Origin of the sequence: Bacillus sp. FSL K6-0993, assembly GCF_037977205.1 — a bacterium.
Lineage (GTDB): Bacteria > Bacillota > Bacilli > Bacillales > Bacillaceae > Bacillus > Bacillus subtilis.
This window is the reverse complement of the sequence record NZ_CP150275.1, coordinates 1530461-1547929: the sequence shown is the minus strand read 5'-3', so window position 1 is coordinate 1547929 and position 17469 is coordinate 1530461. Positions and strand designations below refer to the sequence as shown.

The 17469-nt window shown below is 43.7% G+C and carries 21 protein-coding genes; 5 read left to right on the top strand and 16 right to left on the bottom strand.

Features of this window, described 5'->3' with window-relative positions; genetic code table 11:
* Window positions 1-24: 24 nt before the first annotated feature.
* Together MHH79_RS08140 and MHH79_RS08135 are read left to right on the top strand one after the other, a co-directional pair.
* On the top strand, window positions 25-210 hold the full coding sequence (locus tag MHH79_RS08140) for a hypothetical protein (protein ID WP_003232215.1): 186 nt from the start codon (window positions 25-27) through the stop codon (window positions 208-210).
* Window positions 207-1454: a nucleotidyltransferase gene (locus tag MHH79_RS08135; protein WP_340035081.1), complete on the top strand. Its 1248-nt coding sequence runs from the start codon at window positions 207-209 to the stop codon at window positions 1452-1454. Before MHH79_RS08140 ends, MHH79_RS08135 begins: the two co-directional genes overlap by 4 nt.
* Before the next feature lie 16 nt (window positions 1455-1470).
* On the opposite strand, the gene ddcP is transcribed toward MHH79_RS08135, so the two are convergent.
* Both ddcP and MHH79_RS08125 read right to left on the bottom strand, forming a co-directional pair.
* Window positions 1471-2496 carry a protease DdcP gene (gene ddcP / locus MHH79_RS08130; protein ID WP_014476730.1) on the bottom strand — a complete coding sequence of 342 codons (1026 nt, stop codon included), beginning with the start codon at window positions 2494-2496 and terminating at the stop codon, window positions 1471-1473.
* Between the two features lies 1 nt (window position 2497).
* The gene (locus tag MHH79_RS08125; RefSeq protein ID WP_015383589.1) at window positions 2498-3280 is read right to left on the bottom strand and encodes a patatin family protein; all 783 of its coding nucleotides are present in this window, start codon (window positions 3278-3280) and stop codon (window positions 2498-2500) included.
* A 180-nt stretch (window positions 3281-3460) separates the two neighbouring features.
* Between MHH79_RS08125 and spoVV the strand changes: the two genes are divergently transcribed.
* Window positions 3461-4687, top strand: a complete 1227-nt coding sequence (spoVV, locus tag MHH79_RS08120; protein ID WP_072175369.1) for a dipicolinic acid transporter SpoVV — start codon at window positions 3461-3463, stop codon at window positions 4685-4687.
* A gap of 10 nt (window positions 4688-4697) precedes the next feature.
* Here spoVV and coaD read toward each other — a convergent pair whose 3' ends face one another.
* The 8 genes from coaD to MHH79_RS08080 form a co-directional block, all read right to left on the bottom strand.
* Window positions 4698-5183, bottom strand: coding sequence for a pantetheine-phosphate adenylyltransferase (coaD, locus tag MHH79_RS08115; RefSeq protein WP_003245283.1), 486 nt, complete (start codon window positions 5181-5183; stop codon window positions 4698-4700).
* 4 nt (window positions 5184-5187) lie between these two features.
* Complete coding sequence (rsmD, locus tag MHH79_RS08110) at window positions 5188-5742, bottom strand: 16S rRNA (guanine(966)-N(2))-methyltransferase RsmD (RefSeq protein ID WP_340035080.1); 555 nt, start codon at window positions 5740-5742, stop codon at window positions 5188-5190.
* A 322-nt stretch (window positions 5743-6064) separates the two neighbouring features.
* On the bottom strand, window positions 6065-6337 hold the full coding sequence (locus MHH79_RS08105) for a YlbG family protein (RefSeq protein WP_009967171.1): 273 nt from the start codon (window positions 6335-6337) through the stop codon (window positions 6065-6067).
* 54 nt (window positions 6338-6391) lie between these two features.
* Window positions 6392-6841, bottom strand: coding sequence for a regulatory iron-sulfur-containing complex subunit RicF (gene ricF, locus MHH79_RS08100; RefSeq protein WP_003221370.1), 450 nt, complete (start codon window positions 6839-6841; stop codon window positions 6392-6394).
* Between the two features lie 115 nt (window positions 6842-6956).
* Window positions 6957-7196, bottom strand: coding sequence for a YlbE-like family protein (locus MHH79_RS08095; RefSeq protein ID WP_003232231.1), 240 nt, complete (start codon window positions 7194-7196; stop codon window positions 6957-6959).
* Window positions 7197-7211: 15 nt separating this feature from the next.
* Window positions 7212-7610 (bottom strand): YlbD family protein, encoded by a 399-nt coding sequence (locus MHH79_RS08090; RefSeq protein ID WP_003232233.1) that lies wholly within the window; start codon window positions 7608-7610, stop codon window positions 7212-7214.
* Window positions 7611-7841: 231 nt separating this feature from the next.
* The gene (locus MHH79_RS08085; protein ID WP_015483195.1) at window positions 7842-8882 is read right to left on the bottom strand and encodes a CAP domain-containing protein; all 1041 of its coding nucleotides are present in this window, start codon (window positions 8880-8882) and stop codon (window positions 7842-7844) included.
* 83 nt (window positions 8883-8965) lie between these two features.
* Window positions 8966-9412 (bottom strand): CBS domain-containing protein, encoded by a 447-nt coding sequence (locus tag MHH79_RS08080; RefSeq protein WP_003221362.1) that lies wholly within the window; start codon window positions 9410-9412, stop codon window positions 8966-8968.
* A gap of 139 nt (window positions 9413-9551) precedes the next feature.
* Between MHH79_RS08080 and MHH79_RS08075 the strand changes: the two genes are divergently transcribed.
* Window positions 9552-9914, top strand: a complete 363-nt coding sequence (locus MHH79_RS08075) for a YugN family protein (RefSeq protein ID WP_309529620.1) — start codon at window positions 9552-9554, stop codon at window positions 9912-9914.
* 31 nt (window positions 9915-9945) lie between these two features.
* Here the strand turns inward: MHH79_RS08075 and ctaG are convergent, their stop codons facing one another.
* The 6 genes from ctaG to cyoE all read right to left on the bottom strand — a co-directional run bounded on the left by ctaG (window position 9946) and on the right by cyoE (window position 15952).
* Window positions 9946-10839 carry a cytochrome c oxidase assembly factor CtaG gene (ctaG, locus tag MHH79_RS08070; RefSeq protein ID WP_046664162.1) on the bottom strand — a complete coding sequence of 298 codons (894 nt, stop codon included), beginning with the start codon at window positions 10837-10839 and terminating at the stop codon, window positions 9946-9948.
* 26 nt (window positions 10840-10865) lie between these two features.
* Window positions 10866-11198, bottom strand: a complete 333-nt coding sequence (ctaF, locus tag MHH79_RS08065) for a cytochrome c oxidase subunit IVB (RefSeq protein WP_003232242.1) — start codon at window positions 11196-11198, stop codon at window positions 10866-10868.
* Between the two features lie 2 nt (window positions 11199-11200).
* Window positions 11201-11824, bottom strand: a complete 624-nt coding sequence (ctaE, locus tag MHH79_RS08060; protein ID WP_003232244.1) for a cytochrome c oxidase subunit III — start codon at window positions 11822-11824, stop codon at window positions 11201-11203.
* Complete coding sequence (gene ctaD / locus MHH79_RS08055; protein ID WP_015383583.1) at window positions 11824-13692, bottom strand: cytochrome c oxidase subunit I; 1869 nt, start codon at window positions 13690-13692, stop codon at window positions 11824-11826. The genes ctaE and ctaD overlap by 1 nt, the downstream gene beginning before the upstream one ends.
* Before the next feature lie 32 nt (window positions 13693-13724).
* A complete protein-coding gene (gene coxB, locus MHH79_RS08050; RefSeq protein ID WP_014663859.1) occupies window positions 13725-14795 on the bottom strand; it encodes a cytochrome c oxidase subunit II in 1071 nt (356 codons plus the stop codon).
* A 239-nt stretch (window positions 14796-15034) separates the two neighbouring features.
* Window positions 15035-15952, bottom strand: a complete 918-nt coding sequence (cyoE, locus tag MHH79_RS08045; RefSeq protein WP_003232250.1) for a heme o synthase — start codon at window positions 15950-15952, stop codon at window positions 15035-15037.
* A gap of 354 nt (window positions 15953-16306) precedes the next feature.
* Between cyoE and ctaA the strand changes: the two genes are divergently transcribed.
* A complete protein-coding gene (ctaA, locus tag MHH79_RS08040; protein WP_015483190.1) occupies window positions 16307-17227 on the top strand; it encodes a heme A synthase CtaA in 921 nt (306 codons plus the stop codon).
* Window positions 17228-17469: the final 242 nt, after the last annotated feature.

The following is a 17469-nucleotide window of genomic DNA, read 5'->3' as shown; positions in this document are numbered from 1 at the left end:
TATCACCTCAGGAAAGCAACAAACATGATTATAGCTTTTAAGATTGTTTTTGTCAATATTTTTTCTTTACAGCATAATGCTGCCATTGAAGTATCGTTGACAGCGGAATATGCTATGCATACACTTAAAACAAAAATAAGGCGTAAGAGTTTTCATTTGCAAATGTACCATACGTTTTTAAACATAGCAAGAAAGGCGGAAAAAATATGAAAGCTGTCGGATTGGTGGTTGAATATAATCCCTTTCATAACGGTCACCTTTATCATGCCCAAACAGCAAAGCTGCAAACCGGATGTGACACGGCTGTCGCGGTCATGAGCGGGCATTTTTTACAGCGTGGGGAACCGGCTGTTGTGTCAAAATGGGCCCGAACAAAAATGGCGCTGCAAAGCGGAGTTGATCTTGTTATTGAGCTGCCTTATCTTTATGCCGTGCAAAAAGCGGACATTTTTGCACGCGGCAGTGTTTCCATCCTGAACGAACTTGAATGTGAGGCGCTGTTTTTCGGGAGTGAAAATGGGGATATCAAGCCGTTTTTAGAAACAGCACAGCTTATTGGTGAGCATAAACATACATTTGATGACCGAATTAAAGAAGAACTTAAAACGGGAACGAGTTACCCAGCAGCAGCGGCTAGCGCCTTCAGCTCCATTTTGCATACCGAAAGTGCACTTGACTTGTCAAAACCAAATAACATTTTGGGATACCAGTATGTGACTTCGATTCTAACCGGGGGATACCCTATGAAACCTTATACTACGGCACGCATCTCTTCGGACTATCATGATGCCGATCTCCCTGAAGGCGAAAACCACATCGCAAGCGCCACAAGCATCAGAAAAGCGATGACTGGCCAGAATCTCGAAGCCTGCCTTCGTTTTCTCCCTGCTGCCTCTGCACGTGAATTAGCAGCTTACCGCAAATCTTTCGGATTGTGGCATACACCTGAGAGCTACTTTTCTTACTTAAAATACAGCCTTTCAACTGTAACGGCACAGGAATTACAGCAAGTATACGAGGTGGAGGAAGGTTTAGAGCACAGAATTCTTCGTTCGATCAGAAAATCCAGCTACTATCAGGAATTTATGGAGCTGCTGAAAACAAAACGCTATACGTGGACAAGGCTCCAGCGGATGAATACACACATTTTAACCAGAACAAAAAAACAGGATATGCAAAAGCTGCTTGACAACGATAAGGTGCCGTATATCAGGCTTCTCGGCATGACGAAAAAAGGACAGGCTTATTTATCCGAAAAGAAAAAAGCACTGTCTGTTCCGCTTGTCAGCAAACTGTCCTCTTTCTCCCATCCAGCTCTCGATCTGGACGTAAAAGCAAGCAGGATTTACAGCCTGCCGATAGAAGAGCCGCTGAGAACTGAGTTTGACCTGCAGGAATACGGACATGCACCGATTCGATATGACGAAGATGAACAACACTTTTTAAATGTATAGAAAAAGCACCTGAGAATCAGGTGCTTTTCGCTTTCAGCTTATTCAAATAATCAATCGCATCCTGCATGGTATCAACAGGCACAATCTTCATATCTGAATCAATATCTTTTGCTGTTTTTACTGCGTTCTTATAATCGGAATTGCTGGCGCCGTTTTGATTTGGCGCGAAGAAAATGTCTTTTCCGGCTTTGTCTGCGGCGACGACTTTTTGATCAATGCCACCGATCGGGCCTACTTTTCCGTCAACATCAATCGTACCTGTTCCCGCAATATCGTAGCCTTTTGTTTCGTCTGGTTTTGTCAGCTGATTATAGATTTCAAGGGACATCATTAACCCTGCTGACGGGCCGCCAATATTTTCGATTTCAAAATCAATATCAGGCTCTACCTTCACGTTTCTGTCTGTATAAAGCGAAACTCCGATTCCTGCCCGATCCGGCTCATCAGGAAATTGTTTTAACGTAAGGGTGACACGCTTTTCTTTTTCTTCTCTTTCGATCTTTAACGTGACTTTATCTCCCGCTTTTTTGCTGCTGATATAATCAATCAGCTTTTCAGCAGACTGATAGTTTTTGCCGTCTGCGCTGATGATTTTATCACCGACTTCTATTTTCCCTTTTGCCGGCATGTTTTCTACAACTGAGCTTGCGTATATGCCGTTAAAGGAATAGCTGACTTTTTTTCCTGCCTTTTGATAGGCGGCTATAACCGCATTTTCTTGCGAGCTTTTCATCATTTGGAGCTGTCTTTTCATATACTCCTTATCTGACTCGCCTTCCTCCTTAATGCTCTCATCAGGAACAATTTCATAATAAGGGTGCATCTTTGCCCACACATATGTAAACGGATTAGCCGGTCCCACTTTAACAGTCATTAAGGACAGGCTTCCTTTTTCCGGGTAGCCTCCCTCCACTTTTATCAATGAAGCAAGCTCTGTCGCTTCTCCCGGTTTTGTAATATAGTATGGAAGTTTTATAAATGATAAAACGGCGATCAGTATGAGGATGACGAGCATCCAGCTAAAATGTTTTTTACGTAGCAAATTATGAGCCCTCCCAATTCTCTATTTCATTTCTTATCTTGCTGATCATTCGGTTTGTCGCCTCTTCGCCTGCCGATATCATTTCTTCAATATTGGCAAACGAGCTTGAGCTGTATGTTTCAAGGGAAGGGCGAATCATGATATCTGCGGCAATTGTTTGATGCCGCACTAATTCATTTTGCAGTATATCCATACTTTGCATAATCACATCAAAAATATGCACTGCTGTCTCAGTTTTTCGAACCCTGGAAACATCCGAAGCGATGATAATATCAGCTCCCATGTCTTTCACAACAGAAACCGGAATTCGATCGACGACCGCACCGTCTACAAGAAGGCGTCCGTCCAGCCGCTGCGGAATAAAGATACCCGGTATGCTGATGCTGGCCCTCACTGCATCTGACACTGATCCTTTTCGGAACACAATCTTTTCTCCCGTCTGTAGATCACACGCAACAATGCCCAGCGGGATTTGGAGCTCTTCAATCGGTTTTCCGAATGTATAAGCATGCACAAGCTGTCTGACGCGGTCACCTTTTAAAAAACCGAGCTTCGGCACCGTATAATCAGCATAAAGCCTTCGTTTAAAGGCTTTGGCTACTTTTTTCATCGTTGCCACGTCATGTCCGGCGGCATAAAAACTGCCCACCAAAGCGCCCATGCTGCTTCCTGCAATCATATCCACTTCAATTTGGTGCTTATGTAAACTGGAAAGCACACCGAGATGAGCAAGCCCTCTGGCCCCTCCCGATCCTAACGCTAACCCGATTTTAGGTTTGGCCAAAGCGTTAACCTCCTGCCTGAATTTCCTGTATACCGAATTCTATGGTCTAAACTGAACCCCTATGCTCGTATATTAGTACAAAGAATCAAGAGGACAGGTACTGCTTGGCCGTTTTACATCATACATTATTTTATCATGATATACATGTCATTGGGCATTTTTAGCATCGGGGAGGTAAGAATGAACTTGTCGAAGATTAATACACTTTTGATTGCCTCGTTTTTTCTTTTTTTAACAGCGACTGTCATCTCACATCCACAGGCCTCATTCGAAGCCTCTAAAACCGGGCTGTCTATGTGGTGGGAGGTTGTGTTTCCGTCATTGCTGCCATTTTTCATTCTGTCCGAACTCTTAATCGGCTTTGGCATTGTGCGGTTTGTCGGTGTTTTGCTTGAGCCTTTTATGCGGCCGATCTTTCGCGTGCCGGGTGTCGGCGGCTTCGTTCTTGCTATGGGAATGGCATCAGGAAACCCAGCGGGAGCAAAACTCACTGCCCGTCTGCGGCAGGAAAATCAGATTTCAAGAGTAGAAGCAGAACGGCTCGCGTCGTTTACCAATTCTTCAAACCCGCTCTTTATTTTCGGCGCTGTTGCCGTCGGTTTCTTTCAAAACGCGTCACTAGGCATTTTATTAGCTTCTGCACACTATTTGGGGAATCTTGCCGTCGGTTTAACAATGCGTTCCTATGGCCGCAAGGAAGAGCAGCATCTCAGAAGAAAGAAAACGATACCTTTCCCTTCAGTCAAAGATGCTTTACACGCTCTTCATACCGCCAGACTTGCAGAAAAACGGCCCTTGGGTAAAATTTTAGGCGACGCCGTGACGTCTTCTGTTCAAACGCTTCTTATGGTAGGCGGCTTTATTATTTTATTTTCTGTCTTCAATCGGCTGTTGTCAGTGGTCCAGCTGACTGATGTTTTGTCTGTTTTCACAAAAGGAGCACTAACTTTGTTTCAGCTTCCGACTCAATTGGACATTCCGCTTTTATCAGGGATGTTTGAAATTACATTAGGCAGCAAGCTTGTCAGCGAGACAGATGTTTCTCTTCTGCAAAAAGCCATTATCGTCAGCTTTATTCTCGGGTTTAGCGGCTTTTCCGTACAAGCTCAGGTGGCAGGTATTTTATCGGAAACCGACATTAGATTTAAACCATTCTTTATCGCACGTTTGCTGCAGGGCGTTTATGCCGCTGTCTTCGTCATGCTTTTATGGAAACCTCTTTACACGGCATGGCATGATCCGTATCAGTATGTATTTAAATCTCTTAACAGCAGTGAAATGCCAACTGCCTTCATAAACGGCTGGAATCTGCTTGTGCAGATCGGACCTGCTGTCACACTATGCGCGCTGTTTACGTACATTATCATTTTTTCTTACAGACTGACAAACGGAACAAAAAAAGGATGAGTCAAAACCCTCATCCTTGTCTGAATTTTTGCTGAAGCGCCAGCTCTACTTCCGGCGGTACAAACTCTGATACCGAGCCGTTGTATCTCGCCACTTCTTTTACGATGCTTGAACTTAGAAACGAATATTGATTGTTTGTCATCATAAAAAATGTCTCAATAGATTCATCAAGCACACGGTTTACTGATGTCCCCTGCATCTCGTATTCAAAATCAGATACAGCTCTCAAGCCTCTTAAAATGGCTTTCGCATTTTTTCTTTTTGCATAATCAATTAACAGGCCTTGCGATGTTTCAACTGTTATGTTCGGAATGTCTTTTGTCACTTCTCTCAGAAGCTCACACCGTTCTTCCACACTGAACAAAGGCTTTTTTGAAGAATTATTCAGCACACATACATACACTTGTTCAAAAATATGCGCCCCGCGCTTGATGATGTCCAGATGCCCGTAGGTCACCGGATCAAAACTGCCGGGACAGACAGCTATACTCGCCACCTCACTACCCCCTCTTTTTATAAATCGCCACACCTGTTAACCCATAGGTTTCTTTTCTTGTCATCACAAGATCTCCTACGGTTTCGGGAAGCTCGACCTCTCTGTCATGCTCAGCGACGATAAAGCCGTCTTCTTCCAGCATTTGATATTCGTCAATCAAAGTTAAAAGTGCTTTCAGCTTTTGTTCCTTATACGGCGGATCGAGAAAAATTCCGCGAAAGCCGGTTTCTCTTTTAGCAGCAGCGTGCAAAGCACGTTCCGCATCATTGCGGTATACCTGTGCATGTTTTGTAAGCTCCAGCATTTTCAAATTAGATTTTACCGTTTGAATCGCTTTAAAATCACGGTCAACGAATATACAATGCTCAAACCCGCGTGAAAGCGCTTCGATTCCAAGACCTCCGCTCCCTGCGAATAAGTCAAGTCCCCTGCCCCCGTCAAAATAAGGGCCGATCATATTGAAAATGGATTCCTTCACTTTGTCGGTTGTCGGTCTTGTTGATGTTCCGGGTACAGCCTTTAGTGAACGGCCTTTTTTTGATCCAGAAATTACTCTCATGTTCCACACCACTTTTTCTAAAAGCTATTTTGTTTCTTTATTCGGCCGGACGCCGCTATGTACATAGAAAAAAATCAATCCTATCTTAACATAAAGCATTCTTCCAAACAATGAACGCTAATCTTGATAAACAGGTGTATAGGCAGCATGATCCTTGACCATACTATAAGCAACAGCATCTAGAGGATGTTGTTGCCAACCGCGGAGAAGACTTACGTTTCCCCATAAGTTCTTCCTCCGGTTTCTCCTCTCCCTTTGCCTTCTCCTTAACATATTAAGGAATAGAAGGACCCCGCAGATGCCTGCGGGGATTTTTTTATAGCTATATGCCGATTTTATAATCGTATTCTTTTGCCTTATCAAGCTTTGACTCGAATTCCAATTTTAAAAACGGTTTATAAGAAGGCTCCACTTTTTTCACAAATGAGTAAGACGCAATCTTGTCCATTGTTTTTTCAATTTGGTCCATATCACAGTACAGTACGACATATTTTAATCGTTTTGATACATAGTGCACATTCCCGAACTTCCTCAGCATTTTGCTCTGCTTTAGGGAGTGCAGATACACAACCATGCCCTGGCGCCTATTCTCCAATACAATCACCTGCCTGTTTTCTCTTATATGTAAAAGACGAGACGGCCAGTCTCGTCAGGACACTTTACATCCGCAGCTTCCACCTGAACCGCAGCCGCCTCCGCATGAAGACAAACCGTCAAAATAAGGGTTCCCAGTCGGAACTTTCACATGCTCCGAAACAGCTGTCCCAATCTCAACGCTGACCTCATCAAGAATAGACTGGAGCTCATTTTCAGCTCTCTTGAAGTCAGCCACCTTATCGTTCAGGTCCAGCTCACGTTTGATCTCCCTCATTTTCCGGGATATTTCTCTATAGTCAGGATGATATTTGCCAAAACGCTGTACATCCTCATACTGCTCTTTTATTTTGATAAAAGAACGAATAATCCGACCTGCCTCTTCATCTTCCTGGAGACGCTTGTAACAATTGCGGTAGTTCTCAGCCGTCTCCGACTGCAGAATCATCTCGGCAAGCTGCTGAGCTTCACTTTGAAGCCGCACGGATTCCATCGTCGCATACATAACATGCACCTCCAGTTGTTAGTTTACCATGAAACCAGCCAATTGGAAAATGCTTAACCGCAGCCGTATACAAAACCTTATGTCCGCATGAAAAAAGACCCTTTTTCGGGGCCTTTTAATCTTTTGTCCGCATCGCTTGAAACATTTGCATCATCATTTGCGCCATTTGAATCCCGTTCGTAAACTGATTCACCCGATGCGGAATGGTTTTTTCATAAAAATTCATCATTTCAAGCTGAAAGGAGGACAGATCATCCGGTTTTCTTGAAAGCCTGCGGTACCATATCGGCTGTTCTCTGATGAATCGTTTCCGTTCTTCGTTTGCTAAAATATATTCCTGAACCTCTTTGCGCATATGAGCTCCCCTTTTTTAATCCTTTCGAAAAGAAAAAGGATGCTGTCCAGAGCCTGGCTGAGAATGCTTCTGTCCGCTTCCGGAAAATGTATTAAGAAGGCTTTGCAACGATGAGATCGACTGGCTCATTTTATTGATTTGTTCGTTCATTTGATTGACATCCATCTTTTTCACCGCTGTCACCATTTTCGAGACAAAATCATTTTTTTGCGGTGTTTCAGGCACAGCTTCAGAAGCTTCTTCCGGTTCCCGATAAGGATCCCAAATCGGGTCGCTCTCCCCGAAGAGGACCCAATTTTCATATACGTCCTGCCAGCTTCTTTGTTCTTTGCGCACTTCTTTTATCAGCTTGGGATGCTTCTTGACGAATTGTTTAAAGTCATTGATTGAATGATTGGCATGTTGATTCGCCACAATCCTCACCCCCTCCGAAAATCGTTACCTACTACAATGTATCGTTTTGTCGGGCATTGTGTTCGCCTATATTCATTCCCAAATGAATTTTTAGCGATAGCCCTATACACTGGTGAAAAAGCCTGATTGAAGGGATGGGAAACGGCCTTATCTGTAAGCTATCAGCACATTCATTCAGACCAGCTTGTATGGAAATAGAAAAAGCCGGGAACCATTCGTCCGCGGCTTTCATTACCATCGCTTAATAAAATTTTGGGTGTAATATTTCCGGTCTACTCCGACACCAAGATGCGTATAATCTGAATTCAGAAGCGCTTTTCGATGGCCTTCGCTATTCAGCCAGCCTTCTACAGCAGCCGGACCGTCCACATAATTGTATGCGATATTTTCTCCAGCTTGCTGAAAGTCAACATGCCCTTCTTCTAAGCGGTCTTTCAGCGAGCCGTATTTTTTAGAGACATGGGAGAAATAATTATTTTCCTTCATATCCTCACTATGTCCAAATGCCACTTCCGCCGTTGGCTGATCCCACTCAAGCTTCGCAAGTCCATGTTTAACGCGTATGACATTCGTCAAATCAAGGATTTGCTTTTCGCTCGTTGTTTGGATCTTTTTCCATTTCTCATCTGAAACGGCTTTCGGTTTAATTAATTCCCCGCGGTACACTACCTCATAAGGTCTTTGCTTTACAAAGGTTTGCGCATCAAACGCCCTGATGCTGGATAGCTTCCCCTCAAATTTGTCCATATACAGCTGGACATACATCTTTCCTACCTTTACAGTCGGTCTTGTATTGATATCTTCTTCAGAAAATTCAAACCGATAGGAATTTCCTTTATACTCTACATTCACAAATGGTGCCACCTGGGTGGTCTTGAATACTTCGCCAGTTGATTCTCCAATTTTGAAAGGCTTGGCGTTAATATCATTACCCGCAGCGAATAATGTGACCACTTTATTGTTTAATACCCCGATTTGGATATATTGATCCTTACCTTGATTGTATACCCACCAATCGTAATCATAAGCCGAAGGGTCAATACGTTCAGGTTCCCCAAGCTTTTTCGTTACTTCATCGGCGGGCTTGCCCATGAAGGACAATAACCCTGAAGTCGGCATATGTATTCGTTTGCCGCTTTGCGCTTCCTCATTCGACACCTGAGGCTCGCTGTCATTTGATTTCTTTTCAGGAACAGATCCATATTGAATAAACAGAACATAGGTTCCGCAGATAATCAAAAGGATAACCATTGCTCTCAATATATTTTTCAATCTATCACCCCCGTGGCGATTCACAATCTCTTGCTTACATCCCATTACAATACAGCCTATTTAACATGTCAAAGATTTATGTGTTAATGAAAAAAGCCTTCTTCTCTATTATCACCTTCGGAAATATCCGATAAGGCGCTGCCGGCACGTTCATTCGTTTGCTCAGATAAAGAAAGATCACCAAGCGTGACAATGCCAGTCAGTTTTTTATTTTTTGTAACTGGTATCCTTCTGAGCTGATGCGATGCCATCAAATGAAGAACCTCATCGACTGAAGCATCTTCCTCCACACTGACAGGTTTTTCGGTCATCGCGTCAGTGATTTTTTGCGAGTTCGGTTTTTTGATGGCGATTCCTCTTAATACGAGATCGCGGTCGGTTACGATGCCGACCAATGTTTCCCCGTCCTCATCAACTACCGGAATCGCTCCTACATTTGCGTCCTTCATCTTTACAGCAGCTTCATATACATTATCTAATACCGTGCAATATTGCAAGTCGGCTGTCATCAGATCTTTTATTTTTGTCATCCGTTTAACCTCCTTTAGTCTAGTGCTATTGTCGTCAAAATTTAATTTTTGCATACTTTCAAAAGAAGAAGATTCATTGAAAGTTTAACGCTTTCATACTATGATTGTCAGGAAAGGTAATTTTTATAAGGAGGGGTCAGTGTTGAAGTTTACTGAAAGCGGACTTGAAGGGGTTAAGGCTGAGCTCAGCTGGCTAGACGACTTAATGGAAAGCAAAGGTCTCATCAGAGCGGGTCAATGGGATTACGAGAGAGTCACCTATGACAAGAAGTTTTCGACGATTGAGGGTACGTTTTACCTGCGGATACAAGGCATTGCATCAGAAGGCGATGTCGGAAGCGGGCGCGCCGTGATTCAATTAATGTCCCCTCTCCTAGGAAAGCATTACTACCCTCATGGAGTAGAATATGGAGAAACGGAAGAGTTTCCCGTACAGGTTGTGACAAAAAGCAAGGCACTGATTCAGGACATAGCCAACATGTTAAAAACAGTTCAAATGTAACGAAAAGGTACAGCATATTTCGCTGTACCTTTTATGATATCGTCTGCTGAATATACGGCGGCTCCTCCTGCCCGTCCTTTTCCCTTTCTTTCTTCACCCATTGGAAAAAAATAATGGCCAAAAAAGTACCGTACACAATTTCCTGAATGATTTTCATCATGACTGCTCCGAGCTGCTGATCCTCTAACAAAGGCAGTGTATTCAACATCTCTGGCCCTGTTAATGGGACCTGCCCCATCATATCCGCTGGCACACAAAGCCTCATTGCCTCTGCCCATACAGCCGGATCTGTATAGGTGGCGTATAACGGTGCACCGCTGAACATGATCAAGGCGCAAGCAGGTGTGAGCAGCATACCATCCGCCATAATATAACCCAGCTTCATCAAGCCGCTGAGCTGCCGTAGACGCTCAACCTTATGAACAAGCGGCCACCACATGAAGAACGCAAGCACAAAGATAAGCCAAGTGATTAATGTATGGTAAAACGGATCGGTTTTGACAGTATCAAATATAAGCGGTACATGATATAAAGAAAAAATGCCGTTAAACAAAAGCAAAGCAATTAAAGGCGTTGTAAAAAAGGAAAAAACCGGTTTGATTGAAGGCCTGAAAATGATTTTTTCCCAGAGCCATGCAGGAATTCCCGCGATCAAAAGTGGCGGGACAACCAAATATAGGACGGCCATTTGCACCATATGCGCACTGAACATAATATGTCCGAGCAGATCAACCGGGCTTCCCTCGGCTGCATATAAAAACAGCATCGCCGACAGAAAGCACACCATCTCTTTACCAGTTATTCGATTCGGCTTTGAAGACATTCGCCTGTAAAAATAGAGATAAAGCGCCGTAATGCCTAACAGGATACAAAAAAGATAAGGGCTCCACATCGCGCGAAACCCAAATATCTCCAACTGGTTCATTTCTTCACCTCCGGCGGCTGTTCAAATTACCACCATATAATTGTCACAAACGCAAGCACAGTGATAAACGCGACAAACACCCCTGAATACAAAAACAGTGCCGGCGCCTCATGCCCTTTCTGATTCATATGCATGAAATAATACAGCTGAAAGATGACTTGAATAGCAGCTAGCAAAATAATGAAAGGAATCGTAAACCAGCTGCCGACACCGTCCGTGGCCACAGTCAGAAATGCAACAATCGTAAGACCGATCATTAAACCAAAAGACAGGACTTGATATTTCATCTCCCGGGCATGCTTTTTTTTCTTAAATTCAAGGTCGCTATTGATATGCCCTCTGCTTTTTTTATCGACCATGTTTATCCCACCATCCCCATTAAATATACAACGGTAAAGATGAAGACCCACACGACATCAATAAAGTGCCAATAAAGGCTGGCAACGTAAAACTTAGGCGCCGTATACAGATTCAGCCCTCTCTTGGCATTGCGGATCATAAGCGTGCTGATCCACATAAGCCCAAATGCCACGTGGGCGCCGTGTGTACCGACAAGCGTGTAAAACGCAGAACCAAGGGCAGAGCTTGTGATGGTAAAGCCAAATTCATGGGTGTAATGCTTGAACTCATAGATTTCCAGTCCTAAAAAGCCCGCCCCCAATAAAATCGTAATTCCCAGCCAAAGCTGCATCTTGCCGAAGGAAAAGTTCTTCATGTGGTACATCGCGTACACACTCGTTAAACTGCTCGTTAATAGAAGCATTGTGGCAATGAATACAAGTGTCACATCGAACATTTCCGTCGTAGGCGGATCACCGGCATTTGAATTCCGAAGCGCAAGAAACGTGGCGAAGAGAGACGCAAACAGAACAGTCTCTCCGCCAAGAAAAAGCCAAAAGCCTAAAAATTTATTTTTCCCTTCCAGGGTTACTTTTTCAGGAGAAGCTGGAAAGGTTTCTGCGGTGAATTTTTCTTGAACTTGCATTATGCCTTCACCCCTTTATCATCGTTCGGCAGTTCCTCTTTATGAATATGATAGCCGTGATCATCAATTACTGAACGAAGCAGCATCGTAATAAATGTGATGCCGAGCCCGATAAAGATCACCGGCAGGCCCCAAGCGTAATCACTTCTGTACAGCAGCCCGAACGCTGCGACAAAAAGGCCGAAGGAAATGACGAGCGGCAGGATTGAGCCGTTTGGCATATGAATATCATCAACTGGTTCCGCCGGCGTCATTGATTTGTGCCCTGCCTGCTTCTCGATCCAAAGCGGATCAAGTCCTCTGACAAAAGGAAGCTGTTTAAAGTTATACTCCGGCGGCGGTGAAGAAACGGTCCATTCCAGCGTACGTCCGTCATGCCATGGATCAGCACCTACATATTCACCTTTTACCGATGTCCATATGACATTGACCAGCAGAAGAATAACAGCTGCCGCCATAAAAAACGCCCCGATTGTACTGATCAAGTTGCCGGTTTCCAGACCCTGTCCTGGCAAAAACGTATAAACCCGGCGCGGCATCCCCATTAAGCCGACAAAATGCTGAATGAAAAACGTGAGGTGAAAGCCGATAAAAAACAATACAAATGAAATTTTCCCCATCGTTTCATGCAGAATTTTACCGAACATTTTCGGCCACCAGAAATGAACACCGGCTAAAAGGCCGAATACAACGCCGCCAATAATGACGTAGTGGAAGTGCGCAACCACAAAATACGTATCATGGAACTGATAATCAGCCGCAGCAGCTGCCAGCATGACTCCCGTCACACCGCCGAGCACAAAGGATGGAATAAATGAGACAGCATACAGCATAGCGGTTGTATACTTCACATTTCCTCCCCAAATCGTCAACAGCCAGTTAAAAATCTTAATCCCGGTCGGAATCGCGATAGCCATTGTTGCAACCGCAAAAATCGCATTTGCAATCGGGCCGAGACCAGTCGTGAACATGTGATGCACCCAAACCATAAAGCCCAGAAAGCCAATGAGCACGATTGCAAAAACCATTGAAGAATAGCCAAACAAACGCTTTCTGGCGAACACAGGGATGACCTCAGAAAAAATACCGAATGCAGGCAAAATTAGGATATAAACCTCCGGGTGGCCGAAGATCCAAAATAAATGTTCCCAAATGACCGTATTTCCGCCAAGCTCCGGGTTAAAGAAATTGGTTCCGAACAGTCGATCCAGCATCATGAGAGCCAATCCAACCGTAAGCGGCGGAAACGCGAACAAAATCAATGCCGAGGCCACAAATGTCGTCCATGTAAACAAAGGCAGCCTCATATACGTCATGCCCGGAGCCCTCATGTTGATAATCGTGGCCAAAAAGTTAATCCCGGCTATCAGCGTCCCGAGCCCCGATATTTGAAGTCCGAGGACGAAAAAGTCTATGCCGTGCCCTTTAGAATGAAGCGAAAGTGAGGCATATGACGTCCAGCCCGCATCTGGCGCTCCGCCCAAAAACCAGCTTAGATTTAAGAAAATGCCCCCGAAAAAGAAGAGCCAAAAACCAAGCGCGTTTAAAAATGGAAACGAAACGTCCCGAGCCCCGATCTGCAAAGGCACAACCGCATTCATCAAGGCAAATAAGAGCGGCATCGCAGCCAGAAAGATCATCGTCGTTCCGTGCATAGTCATTACTTCATTGTACGCTTGAGCACTGAGAAACGCATTTTCCGGCTTTGCAAGCTGAATTCTGATAAACATCGCTTCAATTCCCCCGACAAGAAAGAAGAATCCCCCTGCCACTAAATAAAGAATCGCGATTTTTTTATGGTCCACCGTCGTCAAATAATCCCAAAGCATAGATCCGCGCGTCCGCTTTTCTGTAAGCGCATTCAACATATGTGACCTCCCCCAATATCTCCCTTTCTTCCCTACTTGCTTTCCGCTTTTAAGCCTTTTAAGTATTCATAAAGCGCATCTGTTTCACTGTCTGAGAGCTTTGGATATGTGCCTGTCATTTTGTTCCCCGGCTTTATGCTGTCAGGGTCCTTCAGCCAAGCCTTCACATTTTCTTTGTTGGCCTCTTTCACCCCTGCCACTTTTGTCCTTTCACCGAAGGTCGCCAAGTTGGGTGCCGTTCTAGCGGCTTCTGCACGCTTATCATTCGGCTCTACCGCATGGCAGCTCAGGCAGTTTTTCTCTTTAAACAGTTCTTCACCCTGCTTAGCCAAATCGCTCTCTGCTGTAGATTTATAGTTCTTCATTTCTTTTGTCCAGCCCTGAAATTCTTTTGCAGACATTGTCTTCACCTTAAAATCCATCAGCGCATGTGAAGGGCCGCAAAGCTCTGCACACTTCCCAAAAAACATATCTCCTGCCTCTTTGCTTCGTTTTGAATCAAATGTCAGGAAGAACTTATTTTCATTATCCGTATTCGTATCAAGTTTTCCTCCAACTGAAGGAATCCAGAAGGAATGTTTTACATCAGAGGCTTTTAAATTAAAATATACACGCTGGTCTGTCGGCACAATCAGCTCCTGGCTTGTGATAATGCCGTAATCAGGGTACTCAAACTCCCACCAGTATAAATTTGCCCTAACATTGACTACAAGAGCATCCTCAGCTTTGCGGCCTTTTTTATCCATTGGTGATGTGTCCGCTAGCTCCAGCGTATATAATACAACAGGAATCACAAGAATAATGAGCAGCAAAATCGGGATCACGGTCCATGTGATTTCTAAAAATTTATTCCCCTCTACCTGTTTCGGTATCGTGTTCTCACCGACCCGTGATCTTCTGAATCTCACAATCACATAAAAGAAGATAACAGATACTACTGCAACAACAACCACCATAATCAATGTGCTGAGCACTGTCAGGTCATACTGTTTATCAGCCACCTCGCCAGCAGGCTTGAGCGTGGATAAAAAAGGTTTTCCACATCCGCTTAATAGAAGCGGCACTAAGGCTAATAATAAAATAAGACGCCAATGCTTTACCATTTCACCCAACCCCTTTTCTGGTCAATACAAAGGCGGAAAGCGGATCGAAATCTGTCGCCATCCAACCTATCACCAATAAAGCACTTACATTTCCTCTTCTCTTAAATTATGAGTTTTTTTACTCAAAATGCCATCTATGTATAAAAGTAAAGCCGCCTGATTAAACAAGAGGTCAAGGCGGCATTTACTAGTTGTCATCGTTTATTTTGAAGCGATAAAACAAGCATCATATCTATTTTTTAGAAAAGCGTCAAGACAACCATGGCAACGAAATAGATTGTCATGTAGTTAAGCGAGTAAACGAACATCTGCGTTGCCCACTTCATGATATTCTTGGAGCGGAATCCCATTAAGCCAAGAATCAGCCAGCCGATATTTAACAGCAAGCCGAGAATGACAATCGGAAGACCCAGGCTACCAAGGAAAAACGGAAGCGGCATCAGGCACGCAACCCACACAATAATTTGTCTTTTTGTCACTTCAAAACCATATACGACAGGAAGCATCGGAATATTTGCAGCTCTGTAATCCTCAGTTTTCTTGATAGCCAATGCTAAGAAGTGAGGAATCTGCCAAATAAATAAAATCATGAATAACACCCATGCTACGACACCGATATTCCCTTCCACTGCCGTCCATCCAATAAGCGGCGGCACTGCACCGGAAACGCTTCCTACTACTGTGTTAATCGTATAGCGGCGTTTCGTCCACATTGTGTACAATACAACATACGTAAAGACTCCGATAAAACCGATAACAGCAGCCATGACAGTTGTCATCAGCAGCATGATCAATCCTAAAGCAACCAGCAAAATTCCAGACCATAACGCCTGACTCGGCTGAATTTTACCCGTAACCGTCGGTCTTACTTTCGTACGCTCCATAAGATGGTCAATGTCCCGGTCATACCAGTTATTGATCGCGCAGGAGCCCGCAATAATCAGTGAAGACCCGATTAACGTAAGAAGAACGGTGTTTATATTGCCTAAAAAACTTAAACCGGAAATATGCAGTGCAAGCCACATTCCAGTGAAAGTCGTGATGAGGTTAGAATTGACGATCCCTATTTTAATAAGGGACAGAAAATCTTTCCATGCCGTTGTTTCTTCAATTTGTCCGTCTATAGCTGTATCATTTAAGATTCTGGAGTTAGCCATAACGTAAACCTCCCTTACAAACCTAACGCAGGAAAATAAAATAACCTGCAACTCTATCATACAAGATAACATCTTGTAAAAAAACATCCTATTAAATATTAAACGACAAACAGGAATTTATTTGTGAACTTTTTATGAATTTTACCAAAGATGAAGGCAATCTCCAAATCGTCATTGCGTTTACCTTATTTCTATCAGACCCGGCATGAATAATCAAGTGTACATTTTCCAGAAGCCGTCATTCTATTATATTTTTGTGAACAAAAGGCTCTGGGAATTGCCACAAAACACATATTCGCTTACACTTGGAACGTATATAAAATTGCAGCAGTATGTTGAGAAGGTGAATATTGTATGAATAAAGCATTAAAAGCTCTCGGTGTTCTGACGACATTTGTCATGCTAATTGTTTTAATCGGGGGTGCCCTCGTTACAAAAACAGGTTCCGGCCAAGGATGCGGCAGACAGTGGCCGCTGTGTCACGGCCGTTTTTTCCCTGAACTGAATCCGGCTTCAATTATTGAATGGAGCCACCGATTCGCAAGCGGAATCTCTATTATCCTTGTGCTAAGCCTTGCGTTTTGGTCATGGAGAAAAATCACGCCGATTTTCCGTGAAACAACGTTTCTCGCGATCATGTCAATTATCTTTTTATTTCTTCAGGCATTGCTTGGCGCATTGGCTGTCGTATTCGGTTCGAACGCGCTGATTATGGCGCTTCACTTCGGCATCTCATTAATTTCTTTTGCTTCAGTGCTTATTTTGACATTGCTCATATTTGAAGCTGATAAATCAGTCAGAACACTGGTTAAGCCGCTTCAAATCGGCAAAAAGATGCAATTTCACATGATAGGAATTTTGATATATTCCTATATCGTTGTGTATACAGGCGCATATGTAAGACACACTGAATCAAGTCTGGCATGTCCTGATGTGCCGCTGTGCAGCCCGCTGAACAATGGACTTCCGACCCAATTCCATGAATGGGTGCAAATGGGCCACAGAGCAGCAGCCTTACTGTTATTTGTATGGATTATTGTTGCCGCTGTTCATGCTATTACTTCCTATAAAGATCAAAAACAGATCTTTTGGGGATGGATCTCATGTCTTATTTTCATTACATTACAGGCACTGTCCGGTATTATGATCGTATACTCTGAACTGGCTCTGGGCTTTGCACTTGCCCACTCGTTCTTTATTGCCTGTCTGTTTGGCGTTCTATGCTACTTCTTATTATTGATTGCTCGTTTCCGTTATGAATCCAGGCAATCATAAGGACTCAAGACCAAAGCCTTAGGCGGCTTTGGTCTTTTTAATGTCTTGTTTTTTGGAACTTTATGCGTTTTAATCGCCAGCCTTCGCTGAACTTGATGATCAGTGAGCGGCTCACTTCAGTCTGTCCCTTTCTCATCGTATTATAGAAATTTCATATGGATCTATAGCCCGCGAACATAAGTATTAAAGCCTTTTAAATCAGATAGTGCTTAAAGAAATATGCATGGACTACTACAAAGCAT

Excerpts from the sequence above, each read along its gene's own strand:
- ctaE (WP_003232244.1), bottom strand. The coding sequence starts at position 11,824 with ATGCAAGTTCAAGAAAAATTCACCGCAGAAACCTTTCCAGCTTCTCCT.
- ctaG (WP_046664162.1), bottom strand. The coding sequence starts at position 10,839 with ATGAACCAGTTGGAGATATTTGGGTTTCGCGCGATGTGGAGCCCTTAT.
- spoVV (WP_072175369.1), top strand. The coding sequence starts at position 3,461 with ATGAACTTGTCGAAGATTAATACACTTTTGATTGCCTCGTTTTTTCTT.
- ctaF (WP_003232242.1), bottom strand. The coding sequence starts at position 11,198 with ATGGTCGATAAAAAAAGCAGAGGGCATATCAATAGCGACCTTGAATTT.
- ctaA (WP_015483190.1), top strand. The coding sequence starts at position 16,307 with ATGAATAAAGCATTAAAAGCTCTCGGTGTTCTGACGACATTTGTCATG.
- cyoE (WP_003232250.1), bottom strand. The coding sequence starts at position 15,952 with ATGGCTAACTCCAGAATCTTAAATGATACAGCTATAGACGGACAAATT.
- ctaD (WP_015383583.1), bottom strand. The coding sequence starts at position 13,692 with ATGTTGAATGCGCTTACAGAAAAGCGGACGCGCGGATCTATGCTTTGG.
- coxB (WP_014663859.1), bottom strand. The coding sequence starts at position 14,795 with ATGGTAAAGCATTGGCGTCTTATTTTATTATTAGCCTTAGTGCCGCTT.
- MHH79_RS08135 (WP_340035081.1), top strand. The coding sequence starts at position 207 with ATGAAAGCTGTCGGATTGGTGGTTGAATATAATCCCTTTCATAACGGT.
- MHH79_RS08095 (WP_003232231.1), bottom strand. The coding sequence starts at position 7,196 with ATGCGCAAAGAGGTTCAGGAATATATTTTAGCAAACGAAGAACGGAAA.
- rsmD (WP_340035080.1), bottom strand. The coding sequence starts at position 5,742 with ATGAGAGTAATTTCTGGATCAAAAAAAGGCCGTTCACTAAAGGCTGTA.
- ricF (WP_003221370.1), bottom strand. The coding sequence starts at position 6,841 with ATGTATGCGACGATGGAATCCGTGCGGCTTCAAAGTGAAGCTCAGCAG.
- MHH79_RS08140 (WP_003232215.1), top strand. The coding sequence starts at position 25 with ATGATTATAGCTTTTAAGATTGTTTTTGTCAATATTTTTTCTTTACAG.
- MHH79_RS08080 (WP_003221362.1), bottom strand. The coding sequence starts at position 9,412 with ATGACAAAAATAAAAGATCTGATGACAGCCGACTTGCAATATTGCACG.